Here is a 23,534-nt window from a genome sequence, read left to right as displayed (position 1 = left end):
CACACCGTGGAGACGCATCCCATCGGAGCGGCCACCGTGTCAGAGGGAATGACATGAGCACCACAAAGCAGACATCGCGCGCCACCATGGGCATTGCCCGGCGCCTGGGCCTCCTGATCGGTTGCGCGCTGCTGGGCATCGCCGCCATCACGGCCATCCTGCTGGCCTCCGAACGCCGGCTCATCATGGAAGAACGACAAGCCAGCGTGCGGCAGACCGTCGAGGTGGCCCACAGCCTGGTGGCCCACTACCACGCACTCGCCTCGCAGGGCAAGCTCACCGAAGCCCAGGCGCAGCAGCAGGCCAAGGACGGCTTGCGCGTCATGCGCTACAGCGGCAACGAATACCTGTGGATCAACGACATGGTGCCGATGATGGTCATGCACCCCATCCGTCCGGAGCTGGAGGGCAAGAACCTGTCGGAAAACAAGGATCCGACAGGCAAGCGCCTGTTCGTGGCCTTCGTGGACGCCGTGAAAGCCCAGGGCGCCGGCTACGTGCCCTACCTGTGGCCCAAGCCCGGCGCCTCGGAGCCCGTGCAGAAGGTGTCGTACGTGAAAGGCTTCGCGCCCTGGAGCTGGGTCATCGGCTCGGGGGTGTACGTGGACACCGTGGACGCTGCCGTGCTGGACCGCGTCCTGCGCTTCGGCCTGGGCGCTCTGGTGCTGGCGAGCGTGCTGCTGGCCGTGGGCCTGCTGATCGCCCGCGGCATGCTGCGCGAGCTGGGCGGCGAGCCCGGCTACGCCACCCGCGTGAGCGAGGTGATGGGCCAGGGCGACCTTTCCACCCCCGTCGTGCTCAAGCCCGGGGACCGCAGCAGCGTGCTGCACGGCCTGGAGCGCATGCGCCAGAGCATCGCGCACATCGTGAGCGAGGTGCGGGCCAGCACGCAGTCGATCACCAATGCGTCGTCCGAGATCGCCGCGGGCAACAACGACCTGTCCAGCCGCACCGAGCAGCAGGCCAGCGCCCTGCAGCAGACGGCGGCATCGATGGAGGAACTCACCAGCACCGTGCGGCAGAACGCCGACAACGCGCGGCACGCGGCCGAGCTGGCGGCCAGCACATCGGAAGTTGCGCAGCGCGGCGGCGAGGTCGTGGGCCAGATGGTTAGCACCATGGGCGCAGTCAACGCCTCTTCGCGCAAGATCGTGGACATCATCGGCGTGATCGACGGCATCGCCTTCCAGACCAACATCCTGGCGCTGAATGCGGCCGTGGAAGCGGCGCGGGCGGGCGAGCAGGGACGCGGCTTCGCGGTGGTGGCGTCGGAGGTGCGCGGCCTGGCACAGCGCTCAGCTTCGGCGGCCAACGAGATCAAGCAGTTGATCGACGCCTCGGTGCAGCAGGTGGGCGAGAGCTCGCGCCTGGTGGAGCAGGCGGGCACGACCATGACGGAAGTGGTCGGCAGCGTGCAGCAGGTCACGCGGCTGATCCAGGACATCGCCTCGGCGAACCAGGAACAGGCCGCCGGCATCGACCAGGTGAACCTGGCCGTCACGCACATGGACCAGGCCACGCAGCAGAACGCCGCCCTGGTGGAAGAAGCGGCCTCGGCCGCCGAATCGCTGCGGCACCAGGCGGCCCGGCTGGATGAGCTGGTGGGCGTCTTCCGCGTGACGGCCGCGGGCTGACGCCCGTCGACCACTGCTGGCATCGGGCCTGCGGGCGCGGCCGCTCCTGGCGCCCTTCGGAGAACCACCAGCGCTCATCGCATGGCCTTTTTCCGGAAAGGGCTCCCGCATTGGCTACAATCGCCGGTGACGGGCCTCCCCGCATGGTGAAGCAGCCAACCGGGTCAGGTGGGGAACCAAGCAGCCCTAACTGTGGAGCCAGTGCCGGGGGTAAGGCTCGTCAACTTTCTTTCTTGTCCTCGATGGCCGCTGCGCCGGCACCGAGCGCGTCTTGCGGGCACCGCGCCCTCTCTCCCCCTTCCCGCACTTTCTGCCAGTCGTCACCGGGTGACGAGCTCCCACGGCATCGCTGCGCCGTGTCGGCGCATTCCGACACCGTTTTGCGCTTTTGGGGCCGGCGGCCAGGGAACTTTGCTGCGCACACTGCCGCCATCGTTCCTACTGCATCGCCAGGTGCTGCCATGCCTCCGTCCGTCCCCATGCCGGTCTCCGTCGCCCGCAGCGCAGCCCCATCCGCAGGCACGTGGCGCGCCTTGACGGCGGCGCGGGCGCCCGGCCTGCGCATCGTCGCCCCCCTGTCGCTCTGCATGGCCGCCTGCACCGGCAGCTGGGCGGCAGACACGCCGGAAGGCCTGCACGCCGTGGCCATGGCGTCGCTGCCGGGACGGGCAGCTCCCGCCCTCGAATACCACACCGCCACCTATCCCCAACTGCCCACGGCCGCCAGCCTGGACGCGCAGCAGGCTGCCGGGGGCCCGGCGCCCGCCCTGGGCGGCACGCTGCAGTCGAGCAGCATCACCCGCTGGATGACGCCCGAGCAGCCGCGCAGCCTGGGCGTGAGCCTGGGGGTGAGCACGCTGAGCGGCCCGACAGCAGCAGCGCAGCCCGGCGCAACGGCGGCCTTGCCCCGCAGCCTGGACATGGGCGTGCGGTGGCGCTCGCAGTGGGACACGCGGCGGCAGCTGGACGTGGCCGCCTGGGCGCGTGCACCGCAGAACGCACCCGCCCCGGACGCCATGCAGCTCATCTGGCTGGCGCAGCAGCCCAGCTACGGCACGCGGGTGGAGATGCAGTGGTCGTCCGCCCGTACGGGCGCCCTGATGCCGGAGTTCGGCGCCATCGGCATGCAGCTGGAGAGTGGCTCGCGGCTGGTACTGCGCGCCAAGCGCGGCAAGCCCATGCTGTACTACCGCGCGAAGTTCTAAGAGCGTGGTGATGGCGGTCGCTACTGATTAAGTAGCACGGTGCGCTTGATACACCATGATTTCAAATGCATTTGCATCTGAAGTGGCCGACTGACAAGCGCCAATCGCTCTTACTTTCATAGCAAAAAACACACCCCAGGCTGGCGTGCCATTCCGCCTTCCGCGACGCACTTCAGCGGCGCAGCCACTGCAGCGCCCCGCGGCCCGCGGCCCGCCCGGTGGCGCAGCTGGCGGTGAGCAGGTAGCCCCCAGTGGGCGCCTCCCAGTCCAGCATCTCGCCCGCGCAGAACACGCCCGGCACGGCGCCGAGCATCAAATGGCCGTCCATCGACTCGAAGGGCACGCCGCCGGCGGTGCTGATGGCTTCGTCCAGCGGGCGCGGCGCCACCACCGTGATGGGCAGCGCCTTGATGGCCTGGGCCAGCGCGGCGGGGTCGTTCATGCCCTCCTTGCCCAGCTGCTCGTACAGGATGGCGGCCTTGATGCCGTCCAGCCCCAGGCGGCTTTTGAGGTGGCTGGTCAGGCTGCGCGAGCCGCGCGGGTGCTGCACCTCGGCCAGCACGCGCTCGGGCGTGTGGTCCGGCAGCAGGTCCAGCGTGAAGGTGGCGTGGCCGTGGGCCTCGATCTCGTCGCGCAGCAAGGCTGAGACGGCATAGACCAGGCTGCCCTCCACGCCCGTGACCGTGGCCACGAACTCGCCGCGCCGCGCGAAGTGCCGGCCCTGGCTGTCGGTGAAGGCAATGGCCACCGACTTGAACGGCTGGCCGGCGAAGCGCTCGGTGAAGAACGGCGTCCAGCCCACGGTGGGCGTGCTCTGGCGGCCCAGCAGTTCCTTGAAGAAGTCGCGCCGCGTAGCGCCGATGGGGCCGCCGGGCTCGGTCAGGCGCGGCACGTCGAAACCGCAGTTGGCAGGCCGCAGCGGCGCCACGGGCACGCCGCGCTCAGCCAGCAGCGGCACCCAGGCGCCGTCGGAGCCCAGCCGCGCCCAGCTGCCGCCCCCCAGCGCCAGCACCACGGCGCGCGCGTGCACCAGCACCTCGCCCGTGGGCGCGGCGAAGCGCAGCACCTGCGCGGTCTGCGCCGCATCAGCGCCGCCTTCGGCAGAGGCTTCGCCCGCCCAGCCCAGCCAGCGGTGGCGCATGTGCAGCTGCACGCCCTGGCTGCGCAGCCGGTGCAGCCAGGCGCGCAGCAGCGGCGCGGCCTTCATGTCGGTGGGGAACACGCGGCCGGAGGTGCCCACGAAGGTCTCCACGCCCAGGGCCTGCGCCCAGTCGCGCAGCGCCTGCGCGCCGAAGCTCGCCAGGGGCGCCGCCAGCGCCGGCTCACGGGCCCCGAAGCGGGTAGAAAACAGTTCGGCCGGCTCGGAATGCGTGAGGTTCAGGCCGCCCTTGCCCGCCAGCAGGAACTTGCGCCCCACGGAGGGCATGGCGTCGAACACGTGCACGGCCACGCCGGCAGCGGCCAGCACCTCGGCGGCCATGAGGCCGGCCGGCCCGCCGCCGATGATGGCGGCGTCGCAGGCGATGGGAGAAGAATCGGAAGAGGAAGCAGCGGAGGTCATGGAAGTCTCGATCAGGGCAGCGGCGCCTGGGGCCGGTCAGAACAGGGAGCGCTGGGGCGACGGCTCGTCGCCGCCGGAAGACGGGGATGGCGGTAGCGGGGCTGGCGCGGATGGCGCCTGCGGGACCGGGGCCGCGGATGCCGGGGAGAAAGGCGCATCGCCCTCCGCCCCGCCGCCATCGACCACGACCAGCCGGCCGTCGCCGGTGAGGAAGGCCACCGACACCGGCTCGTCCGGCATCTGCGCCTGCACGGCCTCGCGGTACAGCCGCAGCTGGGCGATCAGCTCGGGCTGGCGTTCCGGCTGGGCCGCGCTCTTGTAATCCAGCACCCACCAATGGGCGGGCGATTGTGCCGTAGCGCGGCGGCGCACCAGGCGGTCCAGGCGCAGGCTCTGGCCGCGGAAGGCCAGCGGCGCCTCGTTGGCGGCCTGGTCGATCTGGTCCGGCTCCCACGCCCAGGCGCCCTCCCCGGCCAGGATGCGCTGCGCCAGGGCGGCGGCTACCCGGGCCGCAGCGGGGGCGATGTCGAAGGCCCGCGCCAGCTGCGCCAGGCGTGCGGCGCTCCAGCCTTCGCGGCGCAGCGCTGCCAGCGGCGCGCCCGCCACGCCGGCCTGTTCCAGCAACTGGTGCATGGCCTCGCCCTGGCGGCTCTGGGGCGTGGAGGCGACCGCGGCCCGCGCCGCACTGTCGGCGGCGGCGGGCTGCTGCGGCACGGCGGGCGCGGGCAGCTCCGCCAGCGTGACCGTTTCCGCGGCCGGCGAGGCGTCCGCGGCCTCGCCGGTCTCTGGCACGGGCACATCGGCCAGCAAGGGCTCCAGCCGGTTCCACCAGCTGCCGGGGGCCGCGCTCGCAGGCCGCACGGACGACAGCGCCAGGCAGTGCTTGGCGCGGGTCATGGCCACGTAGAGGGTGTTGAGCTCCTCGCGCTGGCGCTCGGCCCGTTCGGCGGCCAGCACGGCCTCGGCCGAGGGCGGCGGGCTCGATTCGCTGGCCAGGAAGGCGAAGCAGCGCGGCACGGGCGACTCGCCCGGCCAGTCGACCAGCGCGCCCATGGTCTCGGTCTTCTGCCCGCGGGTGTCGGTGTCCAGCAGCAGCACGCTGTGCGCTTCCAGCCCCTTGGCGCCATGCACCGTGAGCAGGCGCACGGCCTGGGCATCCACCCGGCCGGGCGCGCGCGCGCCGGGGCGCTTCATGGCCCGCACGAAGGCGTAGGCCGTGAGGTAGCGGCCGCCGTCCTGCTCCAGCGCGGCGGCCAGCAGGGCGCGCAGGTTGGCCAGCACCGCCGCGCGCTGCGTGGACGGAGCGGCGGCGGCAAAGCGCGCCAGCACGTCGCCGTGCTGGTAGATGGCCTGCAGCGCATCGTGCGGCGGCAGCGTGGCCGCCCAGTCGCGATACAGCGCCAAAACCGGCCCCAGCGCTTGCAGTTCCTGCGCAAGCAGCTCCTCTTTTTGAAGCAGATCGAACCAACTGCACGCGGCATGCGCGGGCTGGCGGCGCAGCAGCGCCAGCTGCACCAGTGCCGCGTCGTCCACGCCGAACAGCGGCGATTTGAGCGCGCGCGCCAGCGACAGGTCATGCCCCGGCGAGACCAGGGCATCGAGCAGTGCGACGATGTCCTGCACCTCGGGCGCCTCGCCCAGCTCGGCCTTCTCGGGCTGCACGCAGGGCAGGTGCAGCGCGCGCAGGGCGTCCTGCATGGCAGCCAGGCGGTCGCGCTTGCGGGCCAGCACCATGATCTCGCGCGGCGGCACACCGGCGGCGATCTGTGCGGCCACCCACTGCGCGGCCTGGGCGCACTCGCGCATGCGCTGGGTTTCCTCGGGTTCGTGGCGCGGCTGGGTCAGGCTGTCGCGCCAGGCCAGCGGGTCGCGCGGCGCGGTGCCGGCCCCTTCACCATCCTCTTCCTCTGCATCCGGCGGAAGGATGGCCGGCAGGCGCAGCAGCGCGCCGGGGTCGCGCGATTCTGTCGTGTGGTCGCGGAAGTGGGCGTATTCGCCGGCCGCCTGCGCGGCCTGCATCACGGCGTTGACGGCCGCGATCACGCCCGTGGCGTTGCGGCGCGTGTGGTCGCAGCTCAGCAGGTCGCCACCCAGCCCCTCGCACACGAAGGCCTGCGCCGCCAGGAACACCTGCGGTTCGGCGCGGCGGAAGCGGTAGATGCTCTGCTTGGGGTCGCCCACGATGAACACGCTGGGCGCCTGCGCGCCGCCGCCCGATCCGGCGTAGCCCGCCAGCCAGGCGTGCAGTGCCTGCCACTGCAGCGGGTTGGTGTCCTGGAACTCGTCGACCAGCAGGTGGCGCACGCGGGCATCGAGCCGCTCCTGCACCCAGCCCGAGAGCACCGGGTCGGACAGCATCACCAGCGCCGTACGCTCCACATCGTTCATGTCCACCCAGCGGCGCTCGCGCTTGAGCTGGGCGAAAGCCGCCACCAGGCTGCGCGTGAGCCGTGCCATGCGCTGCTGGTGCTGCCAGGCCTCGTGCTGGCGCCGTGCGGTGCACAGGCGCTGCAGCTCGGCCTCGGCCTCCTGCGCGGCGGCGAACTTCTCCAGGTTCTTGCTCAGGCGGTCTTCCTTGGCGACGAAGAAGGCGCGCCGCAGTTGGTCGAGGCCCTGTTCCGGATCGCCGCAGGCGAAGGCGTCGATCACCGCATCGGCGGCCTTCTGCGGCGTCTTGTTCGCCTCGGCGCCCAGCGCGCGCGCCCAGCCGTGCCAGCGCTGCTGCGCGGCGGGCGCGGCCAGCGCATGGGCGGGCGACGGCAGGCCGGCCAGATCGGGAAAGCGCTCGCCGAAGGCGGGTACCGACGCATCGACGATGCCGGCCTCGTCGGCCAGCGTGAACTCCACCCGCTTGGACAGCGCGCCCTCCAGCGCCTTGTGCGTCTGCGAGCGGCCGTGGCACGCCACGGCGGCCTCGTAATCGGCACGCAGCGCGGCGTCCTGCGCCACCGTTTGCAGGAAGGGGCGCCACACCTCGCGCACGGCCTCGGCGTCGTCCTCCAGCAACTCGTAGTTGGCGGGCAGGCCCTGCGCCTGCAGCACGGCCAGCGGCGCCGTGCCCAGCAGCGCGGCGAACCAGCTGTGGAAGGTGCGGATCTGCACCGGCCGGCCGGCATCCAGCATGCGGCGGTACAGTTTTTGTAGCTGCTCGCGCTGCTCCAGAGCGCGCTGCGGGCTGATTCCGCGGGAAACCAGCTCCTGTTCCAGGCGCGGCAGCGGGCATTCGGAGAACTCCTGCAGCCACTCCTGCAGCCGCTGGCGCATCTCGCCCGCGGCCTTCTTGGTGAAGGTGATGGCCAGGATCTCGTGCGGCGCGCAGCCATCGAGCAGCGCCCGCAGCATGCGCGAGACCAGCATCCAGGTCTTGCCCGCCCCCGCGCACGCCTCCACCGCCACACTGCGCGCCGGGTCGCAGGCGATGGCGTAGAAAGCCTCCCGCGTGACGGGGCGGCCGTTGTGCTCATAGGCGGCTTGCATGCGCACCTCCCTCATGGGCGTTCATCACTGCAGCCATCACCAAAGGCAGCGGCACTTGAGACCGGCGCGGCCCAGCCCAGCAGACGCCGCGCAAGGGCCGCCCCGCCGCGCTGGCGTCGTCTCCCTGCCCGCGAAGCGCAGCGTAGCGAGAGCGGGGAGAAGGCGCGCAGCGCCTCAGGGGGGTGTTCTTAATCACTTCCAGAAGTCTTTCCTGCACAGCCCGCGGGCAGCGCACCATTCGCACACCGAGCCCTCGCCCAACGCCGGCAAGGGCGCACCCTCGGCGATGCGCGTGAAGTCGTGCAGGATGCCTTCCACGAGCTGGTCGCGCAGGGCGACCACGTCGGGCTGCTCATGGGTGCGGGTCTCGCCGCGCTCGCCCACGTTCACATAGGCGGCACGCAACGCGTCGTCCTGCAGCAGCGCCGCGTAGAAGGCGAGCTGCGTGTCTTCGGACCCGATCGCCAGGCGCTTGCGTGTCGCGGTGTCGTTCTCGGTCTTGTAGTCGATGACGAGCGCCATGGACTCGCCGCCGCCGGGCGGGTGCACGGCATCGACGCGGTCCAGCATGCCCACCAGCTGCAGCGGGCCCAAAGGCTGTGTGGCACGCACCTCGGCCTGGCGGAAGGACGCCCCCGAGGCTTCGTGCCCGGCCAGCCATTGCAGGTAGCCTTCGCGCAGCGCCGGCCAGCCGGAGGCGAAGGGCAGGAACTCGCCCGCGTCGAGCCGCTGCTCCCGCGTAGCGGCCTCGGCGGCGGCGTCCATGAGCGCGCGGCGCGCGGCCAAATCGTCCGTCGGCGCGTCGGCCAGCGTCTCATGGAAGTGCTGCAGCACGGCGTGCAGCCAGGTGCCGAAGTCGCGCTTGTCCACATCGGCACCCAGCTCATCGGACTCCTGCAGCTGCAGCTGGCGCAGGGCGAAGAAGCGGTAGGGACAATGCCGCAGATCGGCATAGGCGCTGGACGAGAGCTGCGCCACCGGCAGGCTGGCACCCACGGGCAGCGGCCGTTCGACGGGGGCGGCGGGCACGGTGCGGGCCAGGCGGGCATCCGCGCCGGCGGCGGCCTGGCCGTCCAGTCGCAAAGCCAGCACCAGCGGGCTGGCCAGCAGCGGCTCCCCACCTTCGTCGCCCTCGCGCCAGAGCACGTCCACGCGCGGCGTGTGCAGAGCGCTGTGCCAGGCGGCGCGCTGCGCGGCCTCCAGCACATCGCGCGTGGGCAGGCCCAGCCCTTCGCGCTGCGCCTGCGTCCACGGGCCGGGCGGCTCGGGCGCGGCCTGCAGCCGCTTTTCATCGCAGCCGGGCAGCACAAGGGCACAGAACGGACGGGCCAGCAGTTGGGACAGCGGCAGCACCACCACGGCGGCATCCATGGGCGTGTCGGGCCGGTAGCGGCCGGCCTCCAGCACATCGTCCACCCAGCGGGTGAAATCCACCTGGCCCATGCGGCGCGGTGCGCCGGCCAGGCCTTGCAGGTCGGCCTCCAGCCCCTCGCGCAGGCGCAGCTCGTCCAGCACACGCTGGCCGGCCGGGTCGGCCTCCAGCACCTCCCACAGCTGCGTCTGCTGCAGCACGCCACGCAGCGCGGCCAGCCATTCGGCCAGGGGGCGTGCGGCGCGCAGAGGCTCGCGCCAGGCCTGCGCCTGGGCGATGAGGGCGGCCGCGGGTGCCAGGGCAGCGTCGCGGGACAGGTCCAAGGCCGACGCCGCGCTCCACTGGCGCAGGCCGGCGCGGCGCAGCCACTTCTCCAGCAGGCGCAGCGCCCGGCCATCCACCGCCGGCAGTTGCTTGAGCCAGTCGAGCGCGGCATCGGCAGGCGCATTCCAGGCCGCGGCGCGCAGCGTGGCCATCAGCTGCGCGGCGGCGCGCGTAGTGGACAGCGTCCAGCCGTTTTCATCGTGCACCGTCACGCCCAGGCCACCGAGCAATGCCGTCACGCGCCGGGTGAGCGCGCGGTCGGTGGCAGCCAGGGCGATGGGCGTGTGGCCGGTCTCCAGGTGGCGCAGCACGCAGGCTGCCGCGCGCTGGGCTTCGTCCTCGCCTTCGTTCGCGGCATGCAGCGCCGCCAGGGTGGCGGGGGCTTCCGAGGTGTCGCCCTCGCGCCAGGGTTCCAGCTCCAGGGCGGCGTCGCCCCAATGGGCCACCAGGGCCTGGGCCAACGGGTCGGGCTGAAAGCCCTGCAGCACCACCAGCGCATCGACGGTCGGCCGCACGCCGGGATCGAACAGCACGTCGGTGGCATGCGCGGAGGCCAGCACCCATTCCAGCGCGATGCGCGCCGCGGCGGCCTCCAGGCGCAGGGCGCCGCCATCGCCGCCGGCGGGCAGCAGGGCCCGCGCGCGCTCGCTCCAGGCGCCGCGGGCCAGCGGCGGCACGGCGGCGGCCGCGGCGGCCAGCTGCGCGGCCATGTCCAGCAGCGGCGTGGCCAGGGCTTCGCGCTGCTCGGACAGGCCGGCCTGGTCCAGCAATCCGCGCGCGGTGATGGCGTCGCGGGCCACGTCGTGCGCCAGCTCATCGCCCACCGGTTCGGGCGCGCCCAGCTGGCGCGCCCAGTTGCGAGTGGTCTCGAACCGCGGCATGAAGCCGTCGGGAAACTGCCGGGCCCACTGGCGGCGGCCCTCGGCCATCAGCTGCGCATAGGGCACCAGCACGACCGTGCGCGCCGCATGCGCGCCCCGCGCCGCCGCATGGGCACGCACGCGCCGGAACACGGACTGCCAAGCCTGCGCCACATGATCATTTTTCGCTATGACTGTCATAGCGGCGCAGGGCGCATCCATAACGGGAAGCGGGGAATCGGTTTCTGTCACAATGCCCTGGACTTTATACGTACCCACGTACCCCACCTTCCCACTTGCACAACCCAAGGAAAGCGCCATGGCAAGCGAACTCATCAAACATCTCTCCGACGCCAGCTTTGAAGCCGATGTGCTCCAGTCCAGCAGCGCGGTGCTGGTGGATTACTGGGCCGAGTGGTGCGGCCCTTGCAAGATGATCGCCCCCATCCTGGACGAAGTCGCAGGCACCTACGAAGGCAAGCTGACGGTAGCCAAGATGAACGTGGACGAGAACCGCGAGATCCCGGCCAAGTATGGCATCCGCGGCATTCCCACGCTGATGCTGTTCAAGAACGGTGAACTGGCCGCCACCAAGGTGGGCGCCATGAGCAAGGCCCAGCTCACGGCCTTCATCGACCAGCAACTGGCCTGATCCGCGAGGGAGCATGGCGCGGCTGGAGCCGTCCGCGCCCTGCTCCACACCTCGTTTCTGGTGCGCCTTGTGCGCCTGCGCCCCGCTTCACCGGCCCGCTCCGCTCCTACGCTTGAGCTGCGCAGCCCGCACCAGCGCTAGATGCTCCTGATTTTTTTCCTGTCATAATCTGCGTCGATCACCAGCCCGCATGCATAGGCGGCTGGTTTCAGATCCAGGTCTGCCCAGGTGTGCACCCCAACGCACCGCACGGCACGCAACCTCCCCCCTGAATTTTCAAATTCCACTCCGTCAAGGAGTCACTCCATGCACTTAAACGAACTCAAGGCACTGCACGTGTCTGAAGTCCTCAAGCAGGCCGAAGAGCTTGAGATCGAAAACACGGGCCGCATGCGCAAGCAGGAGCTGATGTTCGCGATCATCAAGAAGCGCGCCAAGGCCGGGGAACAGGTGTTCGCCGACGGCGTGCTCGAAATCCTGCCCGACGGCTTCGGCTTCCTGCGCAGCCCCGACACGAGCTACACCGCGAGCACGGACGACATCTACATCTCGCCCAGCCAGGTCCGCCGCTTCAACCTGCACACTGGCGACATGATCGAAGGCGAAGTGCGCACGCCCAAGGACGGCGAGCGCTACTTTGCGCTGACCAAGCTGGACGCCGTCAACGGCGGCCCGCCGGAGCAGAACAAGCACAAGGTCATGTTCGAGAACCTGACGCCGCTCTTCCCGAAGGAGCAGATGAAGCTCGAGCGCGACATCAAGGGCGAAGAGAACATCACCGGCCGCATCATCGACATCGTCTCGCCCATCGGCCGCGGCCAGCGTGCCCTGGTGGTCGCACCGCCCAAGAGCGGCAAGACGGTGATGATGCAGCACATCGCCCACGCCATCACGGCCAACAACCCCGACGTGCACCTGATGGTGCTGCTGGTGGACGAGCGCCCTGAAGAAGTGACGGAAATGCAGCGCTCGGTGAAGGGCGAAATCATCGCCTCCACCTTCGACGAGCCCGCCGCCCGCCACGTGCACGTGGCCGAGATGGTCATCGAGCGCGCCAAGCGTCTGGTCGAACTCAAGAAGGACGTGGTGATCCTGCTGGACTCGATCACCCGCCTGGCCCGCGCGTACAACAACGTCGTGCCCTCCAGCGGCAAGGTGCTCTCGGGCGGCGTGGACGCTGCCGCGCTGCAGCGCCCCAAGCGCTTCTTCGGCGCTGCACGCAAGGTCGAGGAAGGCGGTTCGCTGACGATCATCGCCACGGCCCTGGTCGACACCGGCAGCCGCATGGACGAAGTGATCTTCGAAGAGTTCAAGGGCACCGGCAACTGCGAAGTGCACCTGAGCCGCCGCCTGTATGAGAAGCGCGTGTTCCCGGCCATCGAGCTGAACAAGAGCGGAACGCGCCGCGAGGAACTGCTGCTGGCGCCCGAGATCCTGCAGAAGACCCGCATCCTGCGCCAGTTCATGTACAACATGGACGAGATCGAGTCGATGGAACTCATGATCAAGAAGATGCGCGAGACCAAGACCAACAACGATTTCTTCGAGGCCATGCGCCGCGGCGGCTGACCCGCCCTGCCGAAGTTATTGCCAAGACAGCCTGCCATGCGATAATGGCGGGCTTTTTCTTGCGGAAAGTACGCCAGACTGGCTGGCGCGGCTCCCGCAGCTGAACTTAAGGAAGATCATGAAAGAAGGCATTCACCCCAACTACCGCGAAGTGCTGTTCGCGGACCTGTCCAACGGCTTCAAGTTTGTGACGCGTTCGTGCGTGAACACGAAGGAAACCGAAACCTTCGAAGGCAAGGAATACCCGCTGTTCAAGCTGGACACCTCCTCCGAATCGCACCCCTTCTACACGGGCACGCAAAAGTCCGTGGACAACATGGGTGGCCGCGTGGAGCGCTTCCGCAACCGTTTCGGCAAGACCGCAGCGAAGTAAAGCAGCGCGAAGAAAGCGCCCTGGCATCTGCGCAGGCCCGCGCCTGCAGCGCTACGCAGCAGCGGCCACGCCGCGCAGATTTCCACCGCTTTCCAAAAAGGCAGCCCGGTTACCCGCGCTGCCTTTTTTGTTTGCGCTTTGCCGCTATCCTCGGGCGCGGGCCTCGCGTGCCCGCCTCTCCTCGTTCCGGTAACTGAACCCGTCGTGATCCACCCTACCCCTGCCATCGTGCCCCAGAGCGCCGTGCGCACGCTGCCGCGCTGGGCGCTGCTGCTGCTGTGCATCGCCTATGTCGTTCCCGGCTTCGTCGGCCGCGACCCCTGGAAGAACGCCGATGTATCGGCCTTCGGCTACATGCAGGAACTGGCCCTGGGCCGCACGCCGTGGATGGCGCCGCTGCTGGGCGGCCAGCCGCCCGACACCGAAGGCCTGCTGCCCTACTGGCTGGGCGCGTGGTCGCTGAAAGTCTTCTCGCCGATGCTGTCGCCCGAGATGGCCAGCCGCCTGCCCTTCATGGCCATGCTGGTGATCACGCTGGTGGCCACGTGGTATGCGGCCTACTACCTTGCCCGCAGCCCGGGCGCGCAGCCCGTGGCGTTTGCCTTCGGCGGCGAGGCGCGGCCCACCGACTATGCCCGCGCCATGGCCGACGCGGGCCTGCTGGCCCTGATCGCCAGCCTGGGACTGGCCCAGTTCTCGCACGAGATCACGAGCTACGTGACCCAGTTGACCTGCAGCACCCTGGTCTTCTTCGCGGCAGCGGCGCTGCCCTACCGCACGGCAGCGCCCATCGCTGCGGCCGCCGCCGGGCTGTTCGGCATGGTGCTGAGCTGCGCGCCGGCCCTGGCCGTGCTGCTGGGCCTGGGCGGCGCGGCGCTGGTGCAGTGGTCTGCCTCGGATACCCCACGCAACCGCACGCCCTGGGCTGCCGCGCTGGTGGCGCTCACGCTCCTGTCGGCGCTGCTGGCGTGGAAGCTGGACCTCTGGCGCTGGCGCATCGTGGATGCGGAAGGGGCCAAGGAATGGCAGAGCCTGGCGCGCCTGCTGCTGTGGTTCTCGTGGCCCACGTGGCCGCTGGCGCTGTGGACGCTCTGGCGCTGGCGCCGCCAGATCGTGAGCCGCGAATTGCATCGCCATCTGCTGCTGCCGCTGTGGTTTGCCGGGGTCGCGGTCACCGCCACGCTGACCACCCAGCCCGCCGACCGTGCGCTGCTGCTGGGACTGCCGGCGCTGGCGATCCTTGCGGCCTTCGCGCTGCCCACGCTGCGGCGCAGCATCTCGGCATTGATCGACTGGTTCACGCTGCTGTTCTTCAGCGTGTCGGCCATCACCATCTGGGTGATCTGGCTCTCGGTGCACACGGGCGTGCCGGCCAAGCCTGCTGCCAACGTGGCCAAGCTGGCGCCGGGCTTCGTGCCGTCGTTCTCGCTGCTGGCCTTCGTGGTGGCCCTGGCCGCCACCGTGGCCTGGTGCGCACTGGTCTGGTGGCGTGCGTCGCGCAACCGCGCCGCCATCTGGAAGAGCCTGGTGCTGCCGGCCGGCGGCGCCGTGCTGGGCTGGGTGATGCTGATGACGCTGTGGCTGCCGCTGCTGGACTACGGCCGCAGCTACGGCCCGCAGATGCGCATGGTGGCGCAGACGATCGGCCCGGATGCCGGCTGCGTGGGCACCTACGGCCTGAGCCGCGCGCAGATCGCCGCGCTGCAGTACCAGGCGGGCCTGGACGTGGCCCCTGGCCAAAGATCGGAAGCCTGCCGCTGGCTGGTGGCGGATGCGACCGTCCAGCCGCCGGTGTTCACCGTGCTGCCCCGCAAGGAATGGAAGCAGGTGGCCGACATCCTGCGGCCGACCGACAAGAACGACCGGCTGCTGGTGCTGCGCCGCACGAAGCCGCCCGCCCAGTGACCGCGACGTCGGAGCGCTCCATCGTCCTGCGCCACGGGGCGACGGTGCTGGCAGGCCAGCTTGCCGTGATGGCGTTCGGGGTGGCAGACACCATCGTCGCCGGCCGCCACTCCGAAGAGGCGTTGGCGGCCCTTTCGATCGGCGCGGCCATCTTCATCAGCGTGTATGTGGCGCTGATGGGCCTGCTGCAGGCGCTGCTGCCCGTGTGGGCGGAGCAGCACGGCGCGCGCGCGCAGTCGGCCATCGGCGCCAGCGTGCGCCAGTCGCTGTACCTGTGGGCGCTGGCTTCCGTCGCAGGCATGGCGGTGCTGCTGTCGCCCGGGGCGATCCTGCGCTGGACCGAGGTGCCCCAGGCGCTGCGCGGCGATGTGGAGCGCTACCTGGCCATCGTCGCCTTCGCGCTGCCACCGGCGCTGCTGTTCCGCATCTACAGCACGCTGAACCAGGCGCTGGGCCGGCCGCAGCTGGTGACCTGGCTGCAGGTGGGCTCGCTGGCCATCAAGGTGCCGCTGTCGATCTGGTTCACCTTCGGCGGCGCCGGACTGGCGCCGCAGGGTGTGGTGGGCTGCGCCTGGGCGACCCTGGCCGTGAATGCCAGCCTGCTGGCCCTGGCGATCGGCATGCTGCGCACGCAAACCATGTACCGGCCGCTGGACCTGTGGCGGCCCCTGGAGCGGCCCGATCCGGCGCAGATCGGGCGCTTCGCCCGGCTGGGCGTGCCCGCCGCACTGTCGATTCTGGTGGAGGTGACATCGTTCACGCTGATGGCGCTGTTCATCGCCCGCCAGGGCACGCTGGCCTCGGCTGCGCACCAGATCGCCTCCAACCTCACGGCCGTGCTCTACATGGTGCCGCTGTCGCTGGCCATCGCGACCAGCGCGCGCGTGAGCTACTGGCGCGGCGCGGGCGACGAGGCCCAGGCGCGCGCCGTGGCATGGATGGGCCTGCGCCTGGCGGCAGGGCTGGGTCTGGCGCTGGCGCTGCTCCTGCTGCTGGGACGCGCGCCGCTGGCGGGGCTGTATTCGAGCAGCGCAGAGGTAGTGGCACTGACTGCGGCGCTGCTGCTGTGGGTGGCCGGCTACCACGTGGCGGACGCATTGCAGACGCTGTGCATCTTCGTGCTGCGCAGCTACGGCATCACCCTGGCGCCGCTGGTCGTGTACTGCGTGCTGCTGTGGGGCGGCGGCCTGGCGGGCGGCTATCTGCTGGCCTACCGCGGGCTGGCCGGCTGGGGGCCGACCGGCTCGCCTGCCGCGTTCTGGGCCGCCAGCGCAATCGCCCTGGCCGTGACGGCGGCGGCATTCAGCGGGATGCTGCTGCGGGTGTTGCGCCGCCGGCCTGTGCCTGCCGCCGGGCCGACACATTAGCTACCAATACTATAGCTGATTGCGCTTATCCAGCAAGCGCTAGAGGCCTAAAACACTCCAAATCCAAAGCACCGCGATGGCCGGTCGGCACCGCACGCCGCCGCATCGCCAGCGGTGGCTCGGCGGCTTCAGGCGGCGGTGGCCACCGCTGCGGGCGCCGGGATCGCTGCCGGCCGCTGCACACGCTGTGCGGGAAAGATGACCGAGAAGACGGAGCCCCGGCCCACCGTGCTGGTGATGTGCAACGTGGCTCCGTGGCGCTGCACCGCGTGCTTGACGATCGCCAGGCCCAGCCCGGTGCCGCCCGTCTCGCGCGAGCGGCTGCGGTCGACGCGGTAGAAGCGCTCCGTCAGGCGCGGGATGTGCACCGCCTCGATGCCCGGCCCGGTATCGCGCACGGAAAAGCGCGCGCCGCCGTCCTCCAGAGGCAGCCATTCCACCGTGATGCGGCCGCCGGGCGGCGTGTAGCGCACGGCGTTGTTGACCAGGTTGGACAGCACGCTCTGCAGTTCGGGCACCACCCCGGCCACCTGGCCGGCCGCGCGCAGGGCCTCGGGCGGCGGGAAGGCGATGTCGTGCTGCCGCCCCGGGTCCTGCACCAGCATCGCCGACAGGCCGCGCGCCTCTTCCTCGCAGCGGCGCAGCAAGGCCTCGACCGGCACCCACTCGTTCATGCCGGGCGGCGGGCTGCCCTCCAGCCGGGACAGCGTGAGCAGGTCCTGCACCACGTTCTGCATGCGCGCCGCCTGCTGCGACATCATGCCCAGGTAGCGGTCCTGCTCGTCCTTGGTGAGGGGCAGCGTCTGCAGCGTCTCGACGAAGCCGACCAGCACCGTCAGCGGCGTGCGGATTTCGTGCGAGACGTTGGCCACGAAATCGCGCCGCATGGCGTCCGCCTGCTCCAGCGCCGTCACGTCGCGCGACAGCAGCAGCTTGCGGCCGTCGCCATACGGGTGCAGGTGCACGGAAATGCGCACGGGCCGCGACAGCTTGCTCTCGCGCCCCTGGAGCACCACGTCGTGCGAGAAATCGCCGCCGGCGTAGTAGGCGCTGAAGTCCGGGTCGCGCACCAGGTTGCCGATGGACTGCATCTGGTCGCGCCCGGTGTCGATGCCGAAATGGCTGGCCGCCACCTGGTTGCACCACTCGATGCGGCCATCGCCGTCCAGCAGCACGACGCCGTTGGGCGACGCCTGCAGTGCCTCCAGGATCTCCTGCAGGCGGCGTTCGCTGCGCTGCAGATCCAGCTCCCGCTGGCGCAGCAGACGCCGCGCCCGGTCGGCCGCCTCGCCCCACATGCCGCGTAGCGACGGCGCGCGCTGCAGCTCCCCATGGCGCAGCCACGCCAGCACCCGGCCGCCGCGCCACAGGTCCCACACGAAACAGACCCACGCGCCCACCGCCGCACCGATGGCGGCGCCCCAGGCCCCGCCCTGCCACCACCCCAGCACACCGCCCGTCAGTTGGCAGGCCAGAAAGAAAACGAATCGCCAGAACATGGATGCAGTGATGTGAGGAGTAAGGCCTGACGCCTTGCAGCAAGAGTCATCGGTAGACGGTAGACGGTAGACGGTAGACGGTAGACGGTAGACGGTAGACGGTAGACGGTAGACGGAGCGTCAATCTTGCGGGTGGTCATCCCAAGATCGAGCCCCCATTTTGCGCCGGGGCGCCGCAGTCAGAACAGGCACCCCGTCACCCATCAAAAGGCCGCGGAGCAGGCCAGACCAGCAGACGCCGTGGAACGGGCTTTGCCCGGCCACCGGCGTCGTCCCCCTTCCCGGCGAAGCCGAGAGAAGGGGGAAGCGGCGCAGCCGCTCAGGGGGTTGTGCGCCGGCTCAAGCGCGCATCAGCGCCTGCGGCTGCGCCGTGAGCCGGTAGCCCGCGCCGCGCACGGTTTCCACCATGGCGCCGGCCACGCCCAGTGCTTCGCGCAGGCGTTTCACATGCACGTCCACCGTGCGCTCTTCGATGAAGACGTGGTCGCCCCACACCTTGTCCAGCAACTGCGCGCGGCTGTGCACGCGCTCGGAATGCTTCATCAGAAAGTGCAGCAGCTTGAACTCGGTCGGGCCGACCTTGAGCTGCTGGCCCTGGAAGGTCACGCGGTACGTGGCGGCATCCAGCACCAGGTCGCCGATGGTGACGCTGTCGCTCACCTGCTCGGGCGCGCGGCGGCGCAGCACGGCGCGGATGCGCGCCAGCAGCTCCTGCGTGGAGAACGGCTTGGTGATGTAGTCATCGGCGCCCGCGTCCAGGCCCGCCACCTTGTCGGGCTCATCGCCGCGGGCGGTGAGCATGAGGATGGGAATAGGCTTGGTGCGGCTGTCGGCACGCCATTTGCGCGCCAGCTGCAGGCCGCTCTGGCCGGGCAGCATCCAGTCGAGCAGGATCACGTCGGGCAGCACGGCATCCAGCTCGCGCTGGGCCGACTCGCCGTCCTCGGACCAGATCGGCTGGAAACCGTTGTGGCGCAGATTGACGGCGATGAGTTCGGCAATCGCCGACTCGTCCTCGACGATCAGCACACGGGGTAGCTTCTTCATTCAGTCCACCGCCTTTCAGAGCACGGCCGATTCGATCTCGTCGAGCGTCGTATGCCGCACATCCTTGCCCTTGACGAGATAGATGATCAGTTCGGCTACGTTCTTGGAATGGTCGCCGATCCGCTCGATGGCCTTGGCCAGGAAGAGCAGGTCCAGGCTGGAGGAGATGGTACGCGGGTCTTCCATCATGTAGGTGATGAGCTTGCGCACGAAACCGTCGAACTCCTTGTCGATCAGGTCGTCCTCCTTGAGGATGGACACAGCGCCCTTGGTGTCCAGCCGGGCGAAGGCGTCCAGCGCCTTGCGCAGCAGGCCGGAGGCCAGATCGGCCGCCACCCGCAGGTCGTTGGTGGGCAGCGAGCGCGCCGAACCGCTCTCGATGATGGACTTGACCATGCGCGCCATCTTGGTAGCCTCGTCGCCCATGCGCTCGAGGTTGGCCGTGGCCTTGCTGAAAGCGATGAGCAGGCGCAGGTCGCGTGCCGTGGGCTGACGCCGGGCGATGATGGACGACAGCTCGTGGTCGATCTCCACTTCCATCGCGTTCACGCGCAGCTCGATGGCCTCGACCTGGGCAGCCGCTTCGACGCTGAACTGCGACAGCGCGTAGATGGCCTGGCGGATCTGCGACTCGACGAGGCCGCCGAGTTCCATCACGCGGGCCGAGATGCTGTTGAGTTCGCTGTCGAACTGGGAGGAAAGGTGTTTTTCTGGCATTGCCGCGTCTCCTGTCAGCCGAAACGGCCGGTGATGTAGTCTTCGGTTTCCTTGCGCTGCGGCTTGAAGAACATCTGCTCGGTCTCGCCGAACTCGACCAGATCGCCCAGGTACATGTAGGCGGTGTAGTCGCTGCAACGCGCAGCCTGCTGCATGTTGTGGGTGACGATGACCACCGTGTAGTCGTTCTTCAGCTCGGCGATCAGCTCTTCCACCTTGGCGGTGGAGATCGGGTCCAGCGCCGAGCAGGGCTCGTCCAGCAGCAGCACCTCGGGCTTGATGGCGATGCCGCGGGCGATGCACAGCCGTTGCTGCTGCCCGCCGGAGAGGCCGGAACCGCTCTGGTTGAGCTTGTCCTTCACCTCGTTCCACAGCGCGGCCTTGCGCAGGGCCCATTCCACCCGGTCGTCCATGTCGGTCGCGCTCAGGCTCTCGAACAGCTTCACGCCGAAGGCGATGTTGTCGTAGATGGACATGGGGAACGGCGTGGGCTTCTGGAACACCATGCCGACCTTGGCGCGGATGAGCGCCACGTCCTGCTTGCTGGTCAGCAGGTTCTCGCCGTCCAGCACGATCTGGCCTTCGGCGCGCTGCTCGGGGTACAGCTCGAACATGCGGTTGAAGGTGCGCAGCAGCGTCGACTTGCCGCAGCCCGACGGACCGATGAAGGCGGTGACCTTCTTCTCGGGAATGTCGAGGTTGATGCCCTTGAGGGCGTGGAACTTGCCATAGTAGAAGTTCAGGTCGCGCACCGTGATCTTGGACGCGGCGGGCGAGGTCGTCTTGTGAAGGGGCATGTGGTTTCCCTGGAGAAAAGCTTACTTCTGGCGCGTCAGCACGCGGGCCAGGATGTTGAGGCCGAGCACCGCCACGGTGATGAGGAACACGCCGGCCCAGGCCAGCTGCTGCCAGTTCTCATACGGGCTCATGGCGAACTTGAAGATCGTGACCGGCAGGCTGGCCATGGGCTTGGACAGGTCGGAGTTCCAGAACTGGTTGTTCAGCGCGGTGAACAGCAGCGGCGCGGTCTCGCCGGCGATGCGGGCCACGGCCAGCAGCACCCCGGTGATGACACCGGCGCGGGCAGCGCGCAGCGTGACCAGGGTGATGACCTTCCACTTGGGCGTGCCCAGGGCATAGGCCGCTTCGCGCAGGCTGGCGGGCACCAGCGTGAGCATGTTCTCGGTGGTGCGGATCACCACCGGAATCACGATCAGCGCCAGGGCCAGCACGCCGGCGTAGGCCGAGAAGCTCTTGAAGCGCGCCACCACCACCGCGTACACGAACAGGCCGATGACGATGCTGGGCGCCGACAGCAGGATGTCGTTGACGAAGCGGGTGGTGGAAGCCAGCCAGCCACGGGGGTCGTATTCCGCCAGGTAGACGCCGGCCATGATGCCGACGGGCGTGCCGACGAAAGTGGCCAGCAGCACCATCACGAAGGAGCCGTAGATAGCATTGGAGATGCCGCCCGCCTCGTTGGGCGGCGGTGTCATCTCCGTGAACAGGGCCAGGCTCAGTCCGCCCACGCCCAGGCGGACGGTTTCCCACAGGATCCAGATCAGCCAGAACACGCCGAAGGCCATGGCGGCCAGCGACAGCGTGAGTGCGATCTGGTTCACCCGCTTGCGACCCGCGTAGCGCGCCTGGCGCACCTGAGCCAGTTCGGCCGCGGAGATGAGTTTTTGCGACGTGCTGCTCATGCGCGGGCTCCCTCGCCCTTCTTGAGGCGCGACAACAGGACCTTGGACAGCGCCAGGACCACGAAGGTGATGAAGAACAGGACCAGGCCCAGGTAGATCAGCGAGGCCTGGTGCAGGCCCTCGCCGGCTTCGGCGAACTCGTTGGCCAGTGCCGAGGTGATGCTGTTGGCCGCGTCGAAGATCGACAGCGAGCTGAGCTGGTTCATGTTGCCGATGACGAAGGTGACGGCCATGGTCTCGCCCAGCGCACGGCCCAGGCCGAGCATGACACCGCCGAGCACGCCGGTCTTGGTGTAGGGCAGCACGACCTTCCAGACCACCTCCCAGGTGGTGGAGCCCAGGCCGTAGGCCGACTCCTTGAGCAGGGCCGGCGTGACCTCGAACACATCGCGCATCACCGCAGCGATGAACGGAATGATCATGATGGCCAGGATGATGCCGGCCGCCAGAATGCCGATGCCGACCGGCGGGCCGGACACGAAGGCGCCCAGCACCGGCACGCCCGCGAAGAGCGACTGCAGCGGCTGCTGGACGTAGGTGGCGAGGATGGGGCCGAACACCATCAGGCCCCACATGCCGTACACGATGGAAGGCACGGCGGCCAGCAGTTCGATGGCCGTGCCCAGGGGGCGCTTGAGCCACGCGGGCGACAGTTCGGTCAGGAACAGGGCGATGCCGAAACTGACCGGCACGGCGATCAGCAGCGCGATGATGGAGGTGGCCAGCGTGCCGTAGATCATCACCAGGCCGCCGTACTCGTTCTGGACGGGGTCCCAGACGCTGCTCGTCAGGAAGCCCAGGCCGTACTGTGTGATCGAAGGCCAGGCGCCGACCACCAGCGAGGCCAGGATGCCCAGCAGCAGCGCCAGCGTCAGCAGCGCGGCGCCACGCGCCAGCCAGCCGAAGATGCGGTCAGCGATGACACCGGAAATCATGGGAGAGCGTGGCGGAGGGGTGGTACGGGGAATGCCCGGCGCGGCGTCCAGGGACGGCGCGGGGCGGACGGGCAACGTTGAGGACACGTCGGTGGGCCTTCGATGGTTGAGCGAAAGGGGCAGCCCGCCTGCGCGGGCCGCCCCCGGTTTTTACTTCAGGGCAATCGCCTTGCCCGAAGTGTCCCTGATGTCGTCCCACGACTTCAGGATCACGTTCTTGACGCTGTCGGGCATGGGCACGTAGTCCAGATCGGCAGCGGTCTTGTCACCCGACTTGTAGGCCCATTCGAAGAACTTCAGGGCGGTGGCGGCCTGCGCCGGCTTGTCCTGCGACTTCTGCATCAGGATGAAGGTGGCCGAGGTGATGGGCCAGGCATCCTTGCCGGGCTGGTTGGTCAGGATCTGGTAGAAGCTCTTGGCCCAGTCGGCGCCGGCGGCAGCCGCCTTGAAGGTGCCATCGTCAGGCGACACGAAGCTGCCGGCGCTGTTTTGCAGCTGGGTGTAGGTCAGCTTGTTCTGCTTGACGTAGGCGTACTCGACATAGCCGATGGAGTTGGGCAGACGGCCCACGAAGGCGGCCACGCCCTCGTTGCCCTTGCCGCCCGCGCCGGTGGGCCAGTTCACGGCCGTGCCTTCGCCGACCTTGGACTTCCACTCGGCATTCACCTTGCTCAGGTAGTTGGTGAAGCCGAACGTGGTGCCCGAACCGTCGGCGCGGCGCACCGGGGCGATGGCAGCGTCGGGCAGGTTCACGCCAGGGTTCAGCGCCTTGATGGCGTCGTCGTTCCACTTGGTGATCTTGCCCAGGTAGATGTCGCCCAGCACCTGGCCGTTGAGCTTCATCTGACCGGGAGCGATGCCCTTGATGTTGACCACGGGCACGATGCCGCCGATGACGGTGGGGAACTGCACCAGGCCCTTCTTGGTCAGCTCGTCGTCCTTCAGGGGGGCGTCGGAAGCGCCGAAGTCCACCGTCTTGGCTTCGATCTGGCGCAGGCCGGCGCCGGAGCCCACGGACTGGTAGTTGATCTTCACGCCCGTGGCCTTGTTGTAGTCGGCAGCCCACTTGGAGTACAGGGGAGCCGGGAAGCTGGCGCCGGCGCCGGTGGCTTCCTGTTGCGCCCAGGCGCTGGAGAAGGCACCCGCAGCGACGACACCAGACACCAGGACACGAATCGCAGACAGTTTCATGAAGAGACCTCTTGGTTGGGAAAAATCAATGAGGGCGACTCTAGGTGGCGTTTATGACATCGTCGTGACAGTCATCCCGGCATGTCACAGGCGCCGCCCGCGGTGCAGCGCCACAAAAGTGTCACAGGGCTGTCGCAGAGGCT

At 69.4% G+C, this 23,534-nt stretch carries 17 protein-coding genes and 1 other RNA gene; 8 read left to right on the top strand and 10 right to left on the bottom strand.

Translation table 11 applies throughout. From position 1 onward, the window contains the following. The first annotated feature begins 53 nt into the window (after positions 1–53). The 3 genes from QE399_RS14145 to QE399_RS14135 all read left to right on the top strand — a co-directional run bounded on the left by QE399_RS14145 (position 54) and on the right by QE399_RS14135 (position 2,839). Positions 54–1,634: a methyl-accepting chemotaxis protein gene (locus QE399_RS14145; protein ID WP_309829492.1), complete on the top strand. Its 1,581-nt coding sequence runs from the start codon at positions 54–56 to the stop codon at positions 1,632–1,634. 128 nt (positions 1,635–1,762) lie between these two features. Beyond that, positions 1,763–1,859, top strand: an RNA gene (ffs, locus tag QE399_RS14140) — signal recognition particle sRNA small type. Between the two features lie 236 nt (positions 1,860–2,095). Further along, on the top strand, positions 2,096–2,839 hold the full coding sequence (locus QE399_RS14135; protein WP_309829490.1) for a hypothetical protein: 744 nt from the start codon (positions 2,096–2,098) through the stop codon (positions 2,837–2,839). 172 nt (positions 2,840–3,011) lie between these two features. Here the strand turns inward: QE399_RS14135 and QE399_RS14130 are convergent, their stop codons facing one another. The 3 genes from QE399_RS14130 to QE399_RS14120 all read right to left on the bottom strand — a co-directional run bounded on the left by QE399_RS14130 (position 3,012) and on the right by QE399_RS14120 (position 10,634). Next, positions 3,012–4,400 (bottom strand): TIGR03862 family flavoprotein, encoded by a 1,389-nt coding sequence (locus tag QE399_RS14130; protein WP_309829488.1) that lies wholly within the window; start codon positions 4,398–4,400, stop codon positions 3,012–3,014. A 36-nt stretch (positions 4,401–4,436) separates the two neighbouring features. Further along, positions 4,437–7,892, bottom strand: coding sequence for a UvrD-helicase domain-containing protein (locus tag QE399_RS14125; protein WP_309829486.1), 3,456 nt, complete (start codon positions 7,890–7,892; stop codon positions 4,437–4,439). A gap of 177 nt (positions 7,893–8,069) precedes the next feature. Further along, complete coding sequence (locus tag QE399_RS14120) at positions 8,070–10,634, bottom strand: PD-(D/E)XK nuclease family protein (protein WP_309829484.1); 2,565 nt, start codon at positions 10,632–10,634, stop codon at positions 8,070–8,072. Between the two features lie 118 nt (positions 10,635–10,752). Here QE399_RS14120 and trxA point away from each other — a divergent pair, with 118 nt between their 5' ends. The 5 genes from trxA to QE399_RS14095 all read left to right on the top strand — a co-directional run bounded on the left by trxA (position 10,753) and on the right by QE399_RS14095 (position 16,299). Continuing rightward, positions 10,753–11,085, top strand: a complete 333-nt coding sequence (gene trxA / locus QE399_RS14115) for a thioredoxin TrxA (RefSeq protein WP_309829483.1) — start codon at positions 10,753–10,755, stop codon at positions 11,083–11,085. A gap of 306 nt (positions 11,086–11,391) precedes the next feature. Beyond that, entirely contained in the window at positions 11,392–12,654 is a 1,263-nt protein-coding gene (gene rho, locus QE399_RS14110) for a transcription termination factor Rho (protein ID WP_309829481.1), read from the top strand. A gap of 118 nt (positions 12,655–12,772) precedes the next feature. After that, entirely contained in the window at positions 12,773–13,027 is a 255-nt protein-coding gene (locus QE399_RS14105) for a type B 50S ribosomal protein L31 (protein ID WP_309829479.1), read from the top strand. A gap of 204 nt (positions 13,028–13,231) precedes the next feature. Further along, a complete protein-coding gene (locus QE399_RS14100) occupies positions 13,232–14,932 on the top strand; it encodes a hypothetical protein (protein WP_309829476.1) in 1,701 nt (566 codons plus the stop codon). Then, positions 14,929–16,299, top strand: a complete 1,371-nt coding sequence (locus QE399_RS14095) for an MATE family efflux transporter (protein WP_309829475.1) — start codon at positions 14,929–14,931, stop codon at positions 16,297–16,299. Before QE399_RS14100 ends, QE399_RS14095 begins: the two co-directional genes overlap by 4 nt. A 128-nt stretch (positions 16,300–16,427) precedes the next feature. Here QE399_RS14095 and phoR read toward each other — a convergent pair whose 3' ends face one another. From phoR to pstS, 7 genes are all read right to left on the bottom strand, one after another. Further along, positions 16,428–17,798 (bottom strand): phosphate regulon sensor histidine kinase PhoR, encoded by a 1,371-nt coding sequence (gene phoR, locus QE399_RS14090; protein ID WP_309829473.1) that lies wholly within the window; start codon positions 17,796–17,798, stop codon positions 16,428–16,430. A 339-nt stretch (positions 17,799–18,137) separates the two neighbouring features. Further along, a complete protein-coding gene (gene phoB / locus QE399_RS14085) occupies positions 18,138–18,845 on the bottom strand; it encodes a phosphate regulon transcriptional regulator PhoB (protein WP_309829471.1) in 708 nt (235 codons plus the stop codon). Positions 18,846–18,860: 15 nt separating this feature from the next. Continuing rightward, positions 18,861–19,562: a phosphate signaling complex protein PhoU gene (gene phoU, locus QE399_RS14080; protein WP_309829469.1), complete on the bottom strand. Its 702-nt coding sequence runs from the start codon at positions 19,560–19,562 to the stop codon at positions 18,861–18,863. A gap of 14 nt (positions 19,563–19,576) precedes the next feature. Next, entirely contained in the window at positions 19,577–20,359 is a 783-nt protein-coding gene (gene pstB, locus QE399_RS14075) for a phosphate ABC transporter ATP-binding protein PstB (protein WP_309829467.1), read from the bottom strand. A 21-nt stretch (positions 20,360–20,380) separates the two neighbouring features. After that, entirely contained in the window at positions 20,381–21,265 is an 885-nt protein-coding gene (gene pstA / locus QE399_RS14070; protein ID WP_309829464.1) for a phosphate ABC transporter permease PstA, read from the bottom strand. Beyond that, positions 21,262–22,200, bottom strand: coding sequence for a phosphate ABC transporter permease subunit PstC (gene pstC / locus QE399_RS14065; protein ID WP_405043688.1), 939 nt, complete (start codon positions 22,198–22,200; stop codon positions 21,262–21,264). Before pstC ends, pstA begins: the two co-directional genes overlap by 4 nt. 150 nt (positions 22,201–22,350) lie before the next feature. Beyond that, positions 22,351–23,391 (bottom strand): phosphate ABC transporter substrate-binding protein PstS, encoded by a 1,041-nt coding sequence (gene pstS / locus QE399_RS14060; RefSeq protein WP_309829462.1) that lies wholly within the window; start codon positions 23,389–23,391, stop codon positions 22,351–22,353. Positions 23,392–23,534 lie beyond the last annotated feature (143 nt).

Origin of the sequence: Paracidovorax wautersii, assembly GCF_031453675.1 — a bacterium.
Classification (GTDB): Bacteria; Pseudomonadota; Gammaproteobacteria; order Burkholderiales; family Burkholderiaceae_C; genus Paracidovorax.
This window is presented reverse-complemented; position numbering and strand designations above follow the sequence as displayed.

Bases quoted from the DNA above. Each gene is read 5' to 3' on its own strand.
- pstS (WP_309829462.1), bottom strand. From the start codon at position 23,391: ATGAAACTGTCTGCGATTCGTGTCCTGGTGTCTGGTGTCGTCGCTGCG.
- phoR (WP_309829473.1), bottom strand. From the start codon at position 17,798: ATGTTCTGGCGATTCGTTTTCTTTCTGGCCTGCCAACTGACGGGCGGT.
- pstB (WP_309829467.1), bottom strand. From the start codon at position 20,359: ATGCCCCTTCACAAGACGACCTCGCCCGCCGCGTCCAAGATCACGGTG.
- QE399_RS14125 (WP_309829486.1), bottom strand. From the start codon at position 7,892: ATGAGGGAGGTGCGCATGCAAGCCGCCTATGAGCACAACGGCCGCCCC.
- phoB (WP_309829471.1), bottom strand. From the start codon at position 18,845: ATGAAGAAGCTACCCCGTGTGCTGATCGTCGAGGACGAGTCGGCGATT.
- QE399_RS14120 (WP_309829484.1), bottom strand. From the start codon at position 10,634: ATGACAGTCATAGCGAAAAATGATCATGTGGCGCAGGCTTGGCAGTCC.
- QE399_RS14105 (WP_309829479.1), top strand. From the start codon at position 12,773: ATGAAAGAAGGCATTCACCCCAACTACCGCGAAGTGCTGTTCGCGGAC.
- phoU (WP_309829469.1), bottom strand. From the start codon at position 19,562: ATGCCAGAAAAACACCTTTCCTCCCAGTTCGACAGCGAACTCAACAGC.
- rho (WP_309829481.1), top strand. From the start codon at position 11,392: ATGCACTTAAACGAACTCAAGGCACTGCACGTGTCTGAAGTCCTCAAG.
- pstC (WP_405043688.1), bottom strand. From the start codon at position 22,200: ATGATTTCCGGTGTCATCGCTGACCGCATCTTCGGCTGGCTGGCGCGT.
- pstA (WP_309829464.1), bottom strand. From the start codon at position 21,265: ATGAGCAGCACGTCGCAAAAACTCATCTCCGCGGCCGAACTGGCTCAG.
- QE399_RS14135 (WP_309829490.1), top strand. From the start codon at position 2,096: ATGCCTCCGTCCGTCCCCATGCCGGTCTCCGTCGCCCGCAGCGCAGCC.
- QE399_RS14145 (WP_309829492.1), top strand. From the start codon at position 54: ATGAGCACCACAAAGCAGACATCGCGCGCCACCATGGGCATTGCCCGG.
- QE399_RS14130 (WP_309829488.1), bottom strand. From the start codon at position 4,400: ATGACCTCCGCTGCTTCCTCTTCCGATTCTTCTCCCATCGCCTGCGAC.
- trxA (WP_309829483.1), top strand. From the start codon at position 10,753: ATGGCAAGCGAACTCATCAAACATCTCTCCGACGCCAGCTTTGAAGCC.